The 14,733-nt window shown below is 45.8% G+C and carries 11 protein-coding genes; 3 read left to right on the top strand and 8 right to left on the bottom strand.

The window, feature by feature from the left end; translation table 11 throughout:
* Positions 1 to 77 precede the first annotated feature (77 nt).
* Entirely contained in the window at positions 78 to 986 is a 909-nt protein-coding gene (locus INR79_RS15870) for a hypothetical protein (protein ID WP_223095077.1), read from the bottom strand.
* A gap of 366 nt (positions 987 to 1,352) precedes the next feature.
* Between INR79_RS15870 and INR79_RS15865 the strand changes: the two genes are divergently transcribed.
* The 3 genes from INR79_RS15865 (at position 1,353) to INR79_RS15855 (ending at position 4,745) form a co-directional block, all read left to right on the top strand.
* Entirely contained in the window at positions 1,353 to 2,168 is an 816-nt protein-coding gene (locus INR79_RS15865; protein ID WP_223095075.1) for a cobalamin-binding protein, read from the top strand.
* A 766-nt stretch (positions 2,169 to 2,934) separates the two neighbouring features.
* A complete protein-coding gene (locus INR79_RS15860) occupies positions 2,935 to 3,300 on the top strand; it encodes a hypothetical protein (protein ID WP_223095073.1) in 366 nt (121 codons plus the stop codon).
* Between the two features lie 389 nt (positions 3,301 to 3,689).
* Positions 3,690 to 4,745 (top strand): C13 family peptidase, encoded by a 1,056-nt coding sequence (locus INR79_RS15855; protein WP_223095071.1) that lies wholly within the window; start codon positions 3,690 to 3,692, stop codon positions 4,743 to 4,745.
* A gap of 740 nt (positions 4,746 to 5,485) precedes the next feature.
* Here INR79_RS15855 and INR79_RS15850 read toward each other — a convergent pair.
* The 7 genes from INR79_RS15850 to INR79_RS15820 form a co-directional block, all read right to left on the bottom strand.
* A complete protein-coding gene (locus INR79_RS15850; protein ID WP_223095069.1) occupies positions 5,486 to 6,037 on the bottom strand; it encodes a GNAT family N-acetyltransferase in 552 nt (183 codons plus the stop codon).
* A 248-nt stretch (positions 6,038 to 6,285) separates the two neighbouring features.
* On the bottom strand, positions 6,286 to 7,812 hold the full coding sequence (locus tag INR79_RS15845) for an ATP-binding protein (RefSeq protein WP_223095067.1): 1,527 nt from the start codon (positions 7,810 to 7,812) through the stop codon (positions 6,286 to 6,288).
* 9 nt (positions 7,813 to 7,821) lie between these two features.
* Positions 7,822 to 9,492, bottom strand: coding sequence for an ABC transporter substrate-binding protein (locus INR79_RS15840; RefSeq protein WP_223095065.1), 1,671 nt, complete (start codon positions 9,490 to 9,492; stop codon positions 7,822 to 7,824).
* Between the two features lie 262 nt (positions 9,493 to 9,754).
* Positions 9,755 to 10,900: an MFS transporter gene (locus INR79_RS15835; protein ID WP_200766594.1), complete on the bottom strand. Its 1,146-nt coding sequence runs from the start codon at positions 10,898 to 10,900 to the stop codon at positions 9,755 to 9,757.
* Complete coding sequence (locus INR79_RS15830; RefSeq protein WP_022551665.1) at positions 10,897 to 12,234, bottom strand: cache domain-containing protein; 1,338 nt, start codon at positions 12,232 to 12,234, stop codon at positions 10,897 to 10,899. The genes INR79_RS15835 and INR79_RS15830 overlap by 4 nt, the downstream gene beginning before the upstream one ends.
* A complete protein-coding gene (locus INR79_RS15825) occupies positions 12,231 to 13,226 on the bottom strand; it encodes a gamma-aminobutyric-acid receptor subunit beta (protein ID WP_223095063.1) in 996 nt (331 codons plus the stop codon). Before INR79_RS15825 ends, INR79_RS15830 begins: the two co-directional genes overlap by 4 nt.
* Positions 13,223 to 14,677: a pyridoxal-dependent decarboxylase gene (locus INR79_RS15820; RefSeq protein WP_223095061.1), complete on the bottom strand. Its 1,455-nt coding sequence runs from the start codon at positions 14,675 to 14,677 to the stop codon at positions 13,223 to 13,225. Before INR79_RS15820 ends, INR79_RS15825 begins: the two co-directional genes overlap by 4 nt.
* Positions 14,678 to 14,733: the final 56 nt, after the last annotated feature.

Here is a 14,733-nt window from a genome sequence, read left to right as displayed (position 1 = left end):
AACGTCAGCGATGCTAAAGCGTAAATGCTTTTCGCATCACTGGCGTTTTACTGTGAATGTTCCGTTCCTGCCATTAGTTAAAAGGCGTCTATGTCGTATGTGAGAACCGCATGTACTTCATCAGGCATTAAGTAATCGTCAAAAACCCAAATTTTGACAAAGTCTTCACTGGCATAGCCAAGCTCACGAAGGTAGGCTTTATCAGAATGAGAGAGTGTGCCTTCTTCCATATAACCAGTGTCTTCCACGTGAAAGCTGGCTGCATCAATCACTAACCCATGTTCGGTATTACCGTTTTTGTTTAAGTCTTCAAAAGTGAGTTCAATGTGCTCGCCATAGCTCGACTGAATAACCTCAAAGTTTTTGAAATCGACCGAAGCATCCCCTCCATGAACAAATACATCGAGCCCTTCGCCGCCATCTATAACCCGTGTCACTCCTTGATCAGCATTTTGCAGTCCAGTGATATCGACCAGATCATCCCCGTTACCGGCATTAATATTTAGGCTGGTTCTGTGTGACCCTTCTGTATCCCATAGGTATATTTCATCATTTCCTGCTCCGGTATCAATGGTGAAGTGGTTGCTCCAAATATTGTTATTTGACTGCACAAACAAACCTATCAGGTCATCTCCGGATCCGGTTTCAATATGCCCTCTTTTGGCATTTTCAATAAACATTGATGTACCAGAATCGTTATTAACTGCCACATGTACATCAACGAAGTTGCTTAGATAAATAGAATCGACATTTCCTTCTACCTTTACCTCTTTATAGCCTTGCTTATTCCAGCTAACCAGTGAGGCATCGATAAGTTTCTCATCAGGAGAGTAGGGAGTTCCTACCAAACTTTCGAGGTCAACTCCCCATACACCGTGTGATACACCAGTACCTTCAATAACCTGCGTTGCGTTATCTATTGTTAAATTTTCTGCTGAGCCAGTGCCATCTGTATTTGTTGTGCCAACTAACAATGTCATTGTCATAACTCTATTCTCCATGTTTTAAGAAACGACCTTTAGAGTTTATTAATAACAATTAAGCAACTGAATTCATATTAAGTTTATTCATAGCAATTTAAGGAGCGAGGTATGAAGAAAAGGTTACAGAAAAAGGACATGCTTAATGTATTGGGTTAGTTGAAAGCCGACTAATACCAAAAACCTAATACCAGTCGAAAGTACAGCACCTTTTATGCCGAGTGTTTGAATTCAACTTTTCACGAAAGGTTGAAATGCTGGCTCAAAGCTTCAAAGCGGATCCTTGAGTAAAAATTAGTCGGGGTTTAACTCGTTCAAAACTTCCCTATAATTCAATTACCTAATATCCACTAACACGAGTAGGCGGACCCGATGCCAATCCCTGCACCGCAATGGCCACAAAGAATCATATGCCTGACAGAAGAAACCACCGAAGCGCTTTACCTGATGGGAGAAGAAGACAGAATTGTCGGTGTTTCTGCCTACACGGTACGCCCCGAAAGAGCCAAACGCGAAAAGCCCAAAGTCTCAGCATTTGTGAATGCACGTATCGAGAAAATCATGGATCTCAAACCGGATTTGGTTCTCGCATTTTCGGACATTCAGGCAGACATTGTTCGCGACCTGGTAAAGCAGGGCGTCGATGTGCACTGCTTTAATCACCGAACTTTAAGTGACACGCTGCAAATGATACGAACACTTAGCGCGCTTATCGGTGAACCTCAAAAAGGTGAAAAGTTAGTACAGGAACTTACTCAAGGGCTGGCTGAAATTAAGGCAAGCGCCGATTCGCTTACCCACAAACCGAGAGTGTATTTTGAAGAGTGGTTCGATCCATTAATTACCGGTATTACCTGGGTGAGTGAGTTAGTGGAGCTCGCTGGTGGCATCGACTGTTATCAGGAGTTTGCCAAAGAGTCGTTAGCCAAAAACAGAATCATCGAAAACCCTGAACAGGTGATAGAAAAACAGCCCGACATTATCATCGCCTCCTGGTGTGGTCGCCGTTTCCAAAAAGACAAACTGACTCAGCGAGAGGGCTGGCAGAACATTCCCGCCATTCAAAATGATGAAGTGTATGAAATCAACTCAAGTGACATTCTGCAACCCGGACCAGCCGCGCTGACGGACGGGGTAAAACAACTCCACCATATTATTAAAGACTGGAGTGAGCGGCAGGAACGATAATATCGAGTAGCCAATATCATGGAGACTGTCTCTTCAACACCACCATTTATTTGGTTAAGTACTCCATGATTTATCTGTATTTGGTGGTTGTCATAGTGGTCGGTTCTGAAAAGCGACAGATGACAACCAAGTTGTACGATTTAGGTGTTGATTCGGCATCATTCCACTTTTTTTGTAAGCCACTAAATCGTTAAGTAATAGGCACCAAATGGGTACTTATTTACAACCACTTCATTCTCTAACAATAACTGATTTTATCCTAAACATTACTTCCCCCAGATTTCTAACTAAACACCCAATTAATCATGCTGACAGGTCACTAAGGTAACCCTATAGATAACGCAGTTAGGGTCTACCTGCTTTTGTGAGAATACGTGGTTTGGAAAATTTTGCTTTGTCGATGACGGGTTAATTTTATGCTGTACCCGCTACCAATAAAAAAAACTAAAAAAGCCGATGTATCGCTGTTTAGACGAGGTAAAGCAAACCATTCACCCTTGTAAAACCTACCAAGGCAAAGTGCCTCACCTGAGTGCATTGCGGGTTATGTTACACGGTGGCTTAGGTGGGTAAAAAGCGGCGTCACCATAGCATTAGAGCAAGTGGTCACGCAGGTATTTAACGGCACGCTAGGTAAGAGATTAGACACCCAATTTGGTCTTCAGGGGTTCTATAGGGGTTGAGCGGCTGGGGAGATGCCTGTGAGTTTGAGTGGTTGTCTTTTAAGTTTTATAAACTAAGGTGACCAGCTATTTTGGGCAGTCAGATGTTTATTGAGCAAATAAAAATCAAACAGGAAAATGCTGATGTGGTAGATCGGATAAATAAGCTACAGGGAATTTTGCCAGAGATAGAAGATGTTGTGAAAAAAACAGCGGAACTGTTTTCTGTCGAAATCGGTTCTATCATTAAGGCTCGCAGGGGGCGTGGAGCAGAGAATGTTCCTCGGTGGTGCGCAATCTATCTATGTCGAGAGTTGGGAAGTCATCAATTAAACGCCATAGCTGCTGCTTTTAATATGGGCCATGTCAGCGGCGTAAACCTTGCCGTAAGTAAATTGAAAAGCCGAATTGATGTTGATCAGAAACTAAATGACCAATTAAAACTATTAACTAAAGTCCTGACCCCTTAACTTGTCTGAACAGGCCGGTAAGGTATTTTTTGCGGCTTGGAGGAAAAGGCACCCATCAGCTTTCAAAAAGTGAACTACCGTTGGTAAATTTGAGCGGTACAGCCGTCTGATAGCGAAATTAGTGGCAAGCAAACGAATAATTTTGAGCCTGGCTTACAGAGTGACTGGCGGGAAAAGGGCGTTTATTCTTCCTATCCTTTAACCTTTTATTCTGCAGGTTTTCCTTAAAAGTTGACTGATTGCTCAGGAAATAAATGAAATCGACAATGCTTCAAGACATCGAACGCATACTTATTTTATACAAAAACTTAATAAATAAGACCGAGTGCTGGCATTATGCAATCAATATCATGTGATCCTTCTTTGACATCAATATACAGAGCTATGTTATGAAAATTCGATTGATAGTATCGCCGTTAGAGGGCACTTCTAATTTGCTGCAAAATACCTTGGGAATGAATCAAAAATTACTGGATAAAAAGTCCATTGGCGTTTCACCTGATTTATTGCCAAGTGTATCTAAAACAGATGCTTCGAAACTTTGTATTCTTCCATTGTTTAAAAATAATGACCAACACCAAAGTGCTTACAAAAAATTATATGATAACGCAAACAATAAAATACCTTGGTTGGCTTCTGGAGGTGAAAAATATATCCTCTGGCAAAAATCGGATGGCGTCCCATTATGTGATCTTTCGAAGTACGACAAAAATATTAAATATGCTGTACTTGTCAAGAGTACACACAACGATTCTGTAGATGGTTTAGCTGCGTATTTTAAGAGCTTTGATTATTGGAGTGAGGCGGTTAAACCGGGTGAGAATAAAGAGCAGAATGATTGGTTGGAAGCCCGGAGCCTAATCGGTAGCTGGGCCAAAAAGGCTGATAAAATTGATTTATATGTCCAAGGGCATGGTGCGCCGGGCCGCTGGGGGATAAGCTCGGATGAAGGCCAGTATCTGAACAATGCTCAAATTTGCTCTATGCTGGAAAAATTGGAAGTGTCGAAATATGCTAACATCAAAATTAAGATAAACAGTTGTTGGAGCGGCGCCGGCGTTGACCGTGTCTATGCTTCAGAGAAATTAGCGGCAAACAGCTTTAAAGAAAACTTACACCTTAATAATGTTTCACAAGAAGATAGTTTGTGTGCTGAGCTGAAAAGACAACTTATGGCAAAGGGCATTACCAATGAATTATATGGTTACATTGGGCCTACCAGCATATTTAAAGAAAAAGGGTACGTTCAACAGGTAACCGATCATGTTGTTACTCATAATCCGTTGTTCGCCTTGCCAATGTTGGAGTCAGCAGCGAGAGAAATAGATAAACTCGATGATTTGGAAACGGAAAACCATATGGGGGTCGCCTATTATTACTATGATGATACTGGAAAAAAGCAAGAAAAATACATACGTCGTAGCCAAGCCAGATTACGCTTTTAAGGTCAGAAAAGGGGCAAGATTTGAAGAGGGAAAAGGGGTCAAGATTTGATCTAATAGCTTTATGAGCTACCTTTAACTAAGGCCGTACTGTTGAAGGTATCAAAAAATGCCTCGCCCCTTAAGATTTGAATACGAAGACGCTTTTTACCATGTGATGAACCGAGGTAGGGGGCGTCAGCGTATTTTCTATGGCGAAACCTGCTACCAAGGCTTTGTTGATTCGTTGAAGGAAGCGCATCAAAGATTTGGTTTAATCATTCACGCATACTGCTTAATGCCTAATCAGCAAAATGCCAGGAGCATTTTACAACAGCTTTAGCTGGCCCGAAGGGCGAAAGGCAGGAAGCCTGACGTATTATCATTTGCTGGTACAAACTCCCCGCGGGAACCTTAGCCGTGTATAAACCGAAGGGGTCAAGATTTGATCTAATAGCTTTATGAGCTACTTTTAACTTAGACCGCACTGTTGAAGGTATCAACAAATGCCTCGCCCCTTAAGATTTGTATACGAAGACGCTTTTTACCATGAGATGAACCGACCAAAAAAGGGGGCAGACCAACAAAAAAGGGGTCAAGATTTGATCTGATAGCTTTATGAACTACCTTTAACTTAGACCGTACTGTTGAAGGTATCAACAAATGCCTCGCCCCTTAAGATTTGAATACGAAGATGCTTTTTCCCGATTCTTTTTTACCATCAAATTCCCCTTTCCAGTCTCTTTAATCAACTTTTATTCGTTTCACATTTTCCTCTCAAATCGAAAAATTATTCTAGGCTCAAAGCGAATCGGCTCTTCTTGCCGCCTAAAACCAAAGCTTTGCAGTAAGTTTTGAGAAGCATAATTGTTGTCGAACACATCGGCATACAGCTGGGTTATGCCTTGCTGCTTGAGTTGGTGGATAAGCTGTTCGATGGCTAATGAAGCAAAGCCTTTACGTTGGTAGGGAGCGGATATCCAGTAATAGATAAAGGCATGAGGTTGTCGCTGGTCAGTGTGTAGGTAGTAGCCCGCGCAGCCGATGAGCCCGAACTCACTATGAAATATCCCTTGTCGGGTATGCGGCTTACCACTGTTTTCTAAGATGTAATTCTGCGCACTTTCAATGGAGTTTATCGGTAAGCAATTCAACGCTTGGCAAATGTCTTTGCTCATGCGCTTTAAGATGAGCGGTGCATGCTTAAGATGAATGGGTGCCAGTTGAATCGTATTTGGTTGTGGAATCACATCCGTTTTGGCAGGTTGCTTTTTAACGGTGTGATTGTTGAATTGTTTTAAAGGGCTGGCCTGCATAAATAAGAGTTTGAAAGCGCTGCAAAGCACCAAGCTACTCACAAAGTTTTAGTTGAGAGTTAATGTAGTACTAGTGAGTAGCTTTCTCTCCGCAAGTCCAATCAATAACCTAGTCTAAATAACGAAATTACTGGGAAATGGGTGGCTTGCATTCCGTTGCTAATATAAAGAAAAACACGAAATGGGCGTTTTTACCCCTTCGTCGCCCGTTTTGTGTAAGTTGGAATTACTTAGGGCTACCACCCCAACTACGCCGCACTTTCTCTTATCGTCACTGGGGTTTTGATATTCATAGTGAATGTGGTGCCTACGCCGACTTCACTGTTGCACGTTATGTCGCCGCCAATCTGGCTTAATGCATTGAACACAATGGCTAATCCGAGACCTGTTCCGCCCTTGTTGCGGTTGGTGGTGTAGAAGGGATCAAAGATGTTTTTGATCTTGTCTTCAGAAATGCCGCTGCCGTTGTCTGAATACACTATGGTGACCAGCTCAGTTTCAGGGGATTCAACCCGTATGTTGATTTGATGCTCTCCCTCTTCCTGAAAAGCGTGATTGAGCGAGTTCATTACTAAGTTGGAAATACTGTGGTAAATGGCTGAAGGGTCCGATTCGATCTCGATGGACTGGTCGTATTCCACGTTAACTGCCACATCTTTCAGGCTGGGGCTCATGGTTCTGATCGTTTCAGAAACTTTAGTTCCTACATCAAAGCGGGCGGTTTCACTGCGAATGTTTTCTGCAGACAAATTCTTAAACCTTTGAACCAGCTCTGCGGCTTTTTTCAGGTTAGACAGAAGCACTTCGTTGCTGTCTTTGCCCGAGTCGAGGAAGGCTTTCAGTTCATCTGGGCGAAGGGTTTTATCTTGTAAGGACTGGTCAATTTTCTCGATTTGCTCGTTGAAGTAAGAAGATGCGGTAATGCCGATGCCAATCGGTGTGTTAATTTCGTGGGCAACGCCAGTGACAAGCTGGTTAAGTGACGCCATTTTTTCCGATTCGATAAGCTGTTTCTGAACTCGCTTGAGATCGTCAATGGAGGTTTCCAGCGCTTCGTTCTTTTCCTGCAGCTCTTCGGCGTGCTGCTTTTTGTTGTCTACGTAACGTTTCACCAGGCTTAACACATAGGCAAGGATGACCTTGAGGATAATGGTTTCCACGATGGTCGTAAGCAGCACCGACCAGAATGCGATGGAAGAAGTGTTCTGCGCTTCGGTGTAAATCGCTTCGGTGATGCCTAACTGGTAGTCGTTGAAGTTCTGGATGGATTCCGTCAGTTGGTCGTAAGACGCTTTTTCATTGGTGGTGACATGAAGAAACTCGGCAATCCGGACGCCCTGATTGGAATACTCAATGGTTTTATCGACTTCTTTCTCGTAGTTTTTCCATTTCTTCGAAATATCGTCCAGCAAGCCTGTCGAACCTTCGTCAGAAAACTGAGTAAACGTATCGCCGTTTAACGCTTTGTTGATCTTGTCTCGGGTCTCGCTGATTTGCGATTTGATTTCTTCTTTCACCTGCTCATTGGGTGCCATTACCAGCCCCATCGTCATCTGGCGCAGTTCCGAGGCGGGCTGGGCAATGTCGGTGCCGGTCAAACTGATCTGGAAGGCAGAATCGTGCACTTGCGTGATTGAGGTTTTCACGCCTTCCAGACTGTAGATGTTGTAGATACCCTGAAAAATAAGCACCGTGGTAGTGGCGATGAAGAGTATCAAAATGCGGTTGGACAGCGATTTATCTGCCTCATCAACCTTTTCAACTTTATCGGACATGGGGCATTCCTACTGATGGTATGTGGTAATTTCAACGGGAACTTTGAGGTGTTCGGGGTATTCCCCCTCTCTCAACGACCAGTGCATGTCGGTCACTTCAATATCCCAGAGCGGGTAAATAGCCGTCGGGCTGGGAACAAATATGACCTCTTTGTTCACAGCCATAACGTGGTTTGGGCTGGGCAAGAATAGCGTGTAACCCTGGTAATACACGTACTCGATCAGCTCAGTTAGAACAGGGATGTAGCTGGCATCTTCCGATGGCGTGGCGAGAAACTCATCGAGCAGGCTTTCCATTTTCGGATCGTCGGTGAACGATGTCCAAATGTTGCCCGGACGCATCACAAAGAACAAATCCCAGGGGTTCATGATCCAGTCAAAATTTGCCCAGGCGATGATGTCGTAATAGATATCGTTTTTTCGAGCGTTGGTCGTAACCACGTTGGCAAACACGTCTGCCTCTTTCTCAACGATATGCAAATTCACGTCAATGTGGATCTGATCGAGCAGGTACTTCACGTCTCGGAACATAAACTGCGTGCTTTTGGGAGCCAGTATGGTGATAGGTAGCTTTTCGTTTGGATCGTAACCCAGACGTTTCTGATGTTTTTTGATGATTTGAATCAGCTCCTGTCGTACATCTTCATCCAGAGGGCTGTTGAGTTCAGAAAAGGTGGCGATGTTTCTGGATGCCTCTTTTACTCCGTAGAAACGTTCTCCCAGTGATATCGGAGTGAGCACACCCTCGCCATTCATTGAAAGGTTAATCAGCGCCTGCTGATCAATCGCGCGGTTTAACGCTTCTCGCACTTCCCGAACCTGAAGCAGAGGGTGCCCGCTAATGAGGTTGAATTTGGCGACGTAGTTGTTGTTAGAAGGAGAGCGAACCAGCTTCGCGTGCTGCGACAAAATAGTGGGCAGTTCATCAGAGAACGGAATCGGCATTAAGTCGAGCTTGCCTTCGGAGTTCTGAATCAAATCCAGCGCTTCTTGAGATTCTATGTCTATGATGACGGTGATTTTTTCTACTTTGGGTGCGTCTTCTCCCCAGTAGTACGGGTTCGCAATCAGCTCAGCGGTTGGGGTGTGGCGGTCGGCTTCAATGTAGCCCTTGTTGAGAATATAAGGTCCTAATCCATACGGACCGGCTTCCGCCAGATTCGGGCAAAAAGGTTTGCCGTTCCACCCGTGCTTTTTCAAGTATTTTTCTGAATAAAAAAGCAGCCAAATGGTGTCGTGCATAAAGAAGCCGTAATCTTCTTTTAAATGGAATCGCACCCGATGCGACGACAGCTTTTCCACCCGGTCAAAAATGGTGTCCATCTTAGAGAAGGTATAAGGCTCCTTCTTAAAATACTCCATGTTCATGACGACCGAATCGGCGTCAAAAGGCGTACCGTCCTGAAAGCGAACGCCTTTTCTCAACTCAAACTCGTAGGTTTTTCTGTCGATGATTTTATGAGAAACCGCCAGATCGTATTCCCAGCCCTTTCCGTCGTACGAAGGCTTGGTCAAACCAGCATTGATTGAGTGCGAAGTCGAGATATACGGAAGGTTCGGCAGGTAAGCAATCACATGCGAACCCGGCTTGAACTTACCGGTAACCTGCTCCTGAGAGACATCCTTTCTAAGCGTGAGTGATTCGGAGTGAGCCATATCCGCAGGAATCATCAAAGCCATTAAAAGGGCGCACTGGAGGCTTAAAATGGCATTCTTACAACGTTTGATGGGGCATTTCATCTCAGGGCTAACCAATGTTTCGAATCATATTAGAAAATTAGTTGAGCTTTTTAAGATGTACAACGTGAAGAGAAGAAATGCTTATATGCAACTATTCTGTATATAAGCAGACGCTGAAGCAAAAAACAGGCGAAATCAAACGCCTGTAATGCTCACTATCGGGGAAAAAAATTAAGACCTTTATGAAGGAAATGCCGTTGTGCTACTCAAACGTCTGCCTTGGGGCTAAAAGCTCGTAAACGAAAAACACTAACAGCGCACAACCAAAGGTGATCAGCACAGTAGTCATTCCTTCCGATCCCATCCAATCGAGCATAAAGCCGATCACCAGTAAGCCCGTCATACCACCCAGCGAATCCATAATGGTGTAGCTCATATTGGCGCTCATCTGATCCTGCTGACAGAAACGTTCGCCTACTGCGGTTAAACCAATGGCGTAGATGCCTCCCATCGAGCCACCCCAGAAAAACAGCAGAGTCAGTGCCAGCCAGTACTCGGTGTACACCGCCAGAGAAAGATACACTGCGCACACCACCGAGGTAAAAATGCAGCCCAGCACCACAATACTGCGGTTAAGGAACGAGGCTCCGGTACTCACAAAGATGCCAAGAGTCACGCTGCCAAACATAAACATGGTCAGCAGAAGTTGCGATTGCGATTCGGTGAGCGCGTTTTCCATTCCATACAGAGTGAGAAAAGAGGGCAGACCAAAGAAGCTGATGCCGCCAACAAACGCCGAAATCAGAATGACTTTGGCGTGGCGAAGAGCAAACCGAACCCGAACCGTCCCTGAACTGTCGGAAGATTGGGTGTTTTGTCCGGCAAGCAGCAGGAGCACAAAGGGTAGGCTGGTAATGAGTGCGCTGGTTTCCAGTTGCCATTCCGGGTTGATGTAGGGCAACTGAAGCAGCAAAGGTCCAAGTGCTAACCCGCCAGACAACGCCGCTGAAAACAGCCCCATTACTAGCCCTTTCAGTTTGCCCTGAATGCAGGTGTTTAAAGAGGTCTGGATGATCACCAGCATCATGCCTGTAGACGCGCCGTAGCAAAAAATGCCCAGCAGCCATAACGGGTAGTTCTGACTGTGCGAGAGCAAAACAAGGCTGGAAGCCCGAAGTGCCGACATCAGCAGAACAGAGGGCACCAGCCCCCATTTTTCTACGCAGCTTGAAAGCGGGCGATAAAGCAGAAGGATACCGATGATCTCAAAAGACATGGCAAACCCGATTAAGGTATTACCATAGCCTTGTTCGCTCATGGTCAAAGGAATGGTGACATAGTTAATGCCAGAGGAAAGCTGAACAAACAAAGTCGCGACAATCAGTAAAAAAGGGGCGAGGGTCGTCATGCTGAATTCTCCTTATACACTTTCCAAATCAGTTCGATTCGGTTTTCTTCTCCTGAAACCAGGTCAAAGCCCATTTGTCTCAATCGGTTGATGGTGCTCATGATCCCCAGCGCATTTGGGGTTTGCTGGGTCATGTAGGCACTGCCCGTAATGTGCTCGAACTCGTTATTAATTAAGGTATGCAGCTCGCTCAGCTTGGAAGACTCTTCCAGATAGAAGTGGGTAGAAAACGCCCAGCAGTCGAGGTGCTCTTTGAGCAAGCGGGTTTCTGCTCTGAGTGGCTCTGACTGCGCTCTTGCCAGTTGAGCGTGCAGATGAGTCAGCTCTTCCGTGATTTTATTGCTGGTGAATACTGCCTCTGACTGCAATGGAATGTGCCATTCATGGAAGCCTTTACAGCGTTGATAGGTGTTTTGATCCAGAGTGTGAAACCAGTCCTGAACTGGCTGTGTGTCTGGCTGGAAGGCAAGTGGTCTCAGGCTTTGCGAATAGTGGTAAAGCGCCCGTATTCTCGGCGTATGCTTGATGATTTCTCTGGGAATGCGTCTGTAAAAATAAGTGGTTAACCCCGAGAGCAGCACATTCAGATGATGGGCGCGAGAGAGCTTTTCTTTGGCATCGGCTTCCCGATGACGAATGGTATTGAGATGGTTGACCTGAGAGCGGCGGATCCACCAGATGATCAGCCCGACAATCAAACCAAGGAACAATATGATGATCTTGGCTTTATCAAAAACGCGTTCAATGTTCTCTAACCGATCCTGAAAACGGCTGACTTCCAGATCCATCGCCAGAATGCCGGCAAAATCCCCTTCAACACTGTAAAACGGCGCATAGGCACTGATGAAACTGCCCCACTGATCGCGATAGGTGCTGATTTCAATGCTCTGGTTTTCTAAAGACTTTTTCAGCTCTGTCGGCGCATCGTCATATAAGGTCATCAGGGCAGGGGGCGGATCGGGTAACCCGTCTCCGTCGGCATCATTCTGCGGGCTTGGGTTTACCATAAAGTACACCTCACCATCTTCAAGAATGCTGGTGTATATGTAGCGAACGTCGGTTGCTGAACGGCGGATCATTTCCATCTGCTTTGCCATTAATGCGTAGCTTTCGTCCGACGCCATGGTCTCTTCATCAAAAGTCAGGTGCGCAGCGCCATCCAATGTCGAAGCAGAAGCTTTAACGGTCGATACCAGCCCAATTTTGATCTGCTCTTCCAGTGCGTTGAGTGATTTGGAGTAAAGCAGATAGGTTGTGACACCGAGCAGCAGAATAAAGATCGATGAGCAGATAACGGCTTCAATAATGGTCTGCAAAGATTTAGAAGGTTTCATAGTTGGCTATTTACTCCGATCAGGATGGCAATTGCGGCCAGAAAAAACGTAGGGAAAATGCTTCGGCAATAAGGGATCAGCCCATGAGTTGGCTTACCTCTCTCTTCCCGAATTTTCACAAACACAATGATCAGAATGGCGGCAAAAATACTGACGTAACCCATGATGATCATGCGCTCGATAAAGGTGGTATAAGGCAGCCTTGGTAGCAGGCTACTGGTGTAAAAGGTGTAAGCCACCACCGTCAGCATCATGGTGAAAGACGTCATCAAACGCTCGGAAAACCCCTCAATCCAAAACACTGCCCAACTGGCGATCAGAATCAGCGACAGCGGAAGAATAAACTGCCAAAGGTAATAGTTCGGCTTTCGGGTGGCATCGATAGTGACCGTCAGGCGTGAATAGTCTGTGCTCTCTGCACTATCAAGATGGTGATAGCTGTGCCGGCTGACCTTCGCCGTCGAGCTGGTGTCCATTTCCCATTCGCTGATGGTTTTATTGGTCATCTCTTCCACAAACACGCTGGCGTCACCAAACTTCAGGCTTTGCTGGTCGAAAGAGAAGGGCTCCATGATGATTTCGAACGACTGGTTGTCGAAAGGAAAACGCCGAAAATCCATCTCGGTGGTGAAGGTGCCCTGAAAACGTTCGTTGTAAGTGATGCCGCCTTCATCAGTGATCACCAGTCTTTTATTTGGGGTAAGGCGCTGTCCGATAATGTTGATGAATTCAAAAGCAGGCATCCAGGAGCCGTCTTCTAACATCCTGTCGAGGTGCCGATTTTCGATTCGTCGAATACCCGATTTGGGTTTGAGCGGATGATTCGGATCTTGCCAGGTCGCCACTAAGTAACCGTCGATCTTGTAGGTTTGATCAATGGTGTTAACGCCATAGATCTTATTGATTGAAAACGACGTGTGGATCACTTGCTGAGCAAGCGACGAGAAAGGCAAAAAGTTCAGCATAAAAAGCAGAGTCAAAACGGCTTTCATTGATTCTCCTTGAAAAGTAAATGGGTGACAAAATCTGGGTGACTCAATGGGTTGCGCGGCAAAAGCTCCTGACCCGAAAAGGCATAAGGGTCAGACAGCTCCGCTAAAAACTGATCCAGCAAAGGGCGCTGTATATGGCTGAGCAAAACCACATGGCAGAATCGCTGGTGCATGCCATCCACCGGAATGTTTTCTTCCGCCAGCGAATATTTGGCGGTGATGTGGCTTCGGGGGGATGAAAACCGCACCATGTTGGCTCCGGGCATTCGAGGCATCACGATGAGTGGCTGTCGATGAGGGCTTCTCGTCGACTCCGACAAATCCAGTAGTGCCTGCTGCAAAAATGCGGTGTTACTTTCGTTCTGCTCGGCTAACTGTTTCAGCCCGACAGTGCCGAGCGAAGACAGCCTTTCCCACAAGTAAAGGGAGTACAGCCCCTGCCGGGAGCCCGCAATGGTGGAATCGCGTCCGGCGATGTAAGTCGGGCGGCTGGAAGAACCCACCTTGTACCTTTTCTGCATCAGGTAAACGCCGCAGCTCCAAGGTGCGCCCAGCCATTTGTAAGGGCTGGCACAAACCGACATCACCTCTGGGTGGCGAAATTCGTAAGGGTGGTCAGAAACGGTAAAAGGGTCCGGTTGCAGAAAGGGAGAAAAGTTTGCTGAAAGTGCGCCATCCACATGAACCCAGTACCGTCGTTTGCTCTCGGTATTCTTGCCGAGCAGCGGTTTCAGTTTGGTGAGAATCCGAAAGATGGCGTCACTGCCACCGCTGAAGGTAGTGCCATGATTTAAAAACAGAATCACAGGGTGCTGGTGCTGCAGAAAAAACTCGGTGAGCCGAAACAAATCCTCTTCAATCACTGAACCGTATTCATCAACTGCGAGCTTCTTTTTCCAGTCGCCTTCATTAATGGGGCAATATCCCAGCTTTTCTCCTGCCTGATTAAACGTGGGAATACCCAGCATCTGGCAGGCTTTGTACACCGAATAATGCGTGCTTTCTGATGAAATCAGAACAGGCGGGTTCGGCACTTCGACCGCTTTTTCATAGCCTTCTACTTCGCTGCCACTCAGGTAATCACGTGCGTTCCATAGAGCGTATAGGTTGCCTTCCGTAGACCCCATAGAAGTCACGTATCCCCAGTAATTCCGTTTGGAGTTTGGCGCGGTCATTCCCCAGAGTCTGGCGTAATAATTCAGGACTGCTCGCTCAAATTGCTTGGCATTGATCTGATAGGAACCATCTTCATAGCCGTCCCCCAAATTCAGAAGATTGAGAGACAGAAATGGCGACAGCTCGGATGAAAACACCACATTTTGATTGGTTTGGTAGCCCAGAAAGTGCTGTTTCCTGAGTTGCATCTCCTCAAGGTACTCTCTCAAAACGGCATTTTTATCCGGCTGAGGCAGCCCCAGTTCTGTAATGGATAAACAATCTGAAATACTCATAACCCACCAAGATATTGAACGAATGTCTCAATAATCTAGCGGGCAAGGTCGAATTT

The sequence above is a fragment of the Vibrio sp. SCSIO 43132 genome (assembly GCF_019904195.1).
Lineage (GTDB): Bacteria > Pseudomonadota > Gammaproteobacteria > Enterobacterales > Vibrionaceae > Vibrio > Vibrio nigripulchritudo.
Note: the sequence above shows the minus strand (reverse complement) of the source record. Positions and strands in the feature narration are given on the sequence as shown.

Excerpts from the sequence above, each read along its gene's own strand:
- INR79_RS15840 (WP_223095065.1), bottom strand. The coding sequence starts at position 9,492 with ATGGCTTTGATGATTCCTGCGGATATGGCTCACTCCGAATCACTCACG.
- INR79_RS15830 (WP_022551665.1), bottom strand. The coding sequence starts at position 12,234 with ATGAAACCTTCTAAATCTTTGCAGACCATTATTGAAGCCGTTATCTGC.
- INR79_RS15850 (WP_223095069.1), bottom strand. The coding sequence starts at position 6,037 with ATGCAGGCCAGCCCTTTAAAACAATTCAACAATCACACCGTTAAAAAG.
- INR79_RS15860 (WP_223095073.1), top strand. The coding sequence starts at position 2,935 with ATGTTTATTGAGCAAATAAAAATCAAACAGGAAAATGCTGATGTGGTA.
- INR79_RS15865 (WP_223095075.1), top strand. The coding sequence starts at position 1,353 with ATGCCAATCCCTGCACCGCAATGGCCACAAAGAATCATATGCCTGACA.
- INR79_RS15820 (WP_223095061.1), bottom strand. The coding sequence starts at position 14,677 with ATGAGTATTTCAGATTGTTTATCCATTACAGAACTGGGGCTGCCTCAG.
- INR79_RS15835 (WP_200766594.1), bottom strand. The coding sequence starts at position 10,900 with ATGACGACCCTCGCCCCTTTTTTACTGATTGTCGCGACTTTGTTTGTT.
- INR79_RS15870 (WP_223095077.1), bottom strand. The coding sequence starts at position 986 with ATGACAATGACATTGTTAGTTGGCACAACAAATACAGATGGCACTGGC.
- INR79_RS15825 (WP_223095063.1), bottom strand. The coding sequence starts at position 13,226 with ATGAAAGCCGTTTTGACTCTGCTTTTTATGCTGAACTTTTTGCCTTTC.
- INR79_RS15845 (WP_223095067.1), bottom strand. The coding sequence starts at position 7,812 with ATGTCCGATAAAGTTGAAAAGGTTGATGAGGCAGATAAATCGCTGTCC.
- INR79_RS15855 (WP_223095071.1), top strand. The coding sequence starts at position 3,690 with ATGAAAATTCGATTGATAGTATCGCCGTTAGAGGGCACTTCTAATTTG.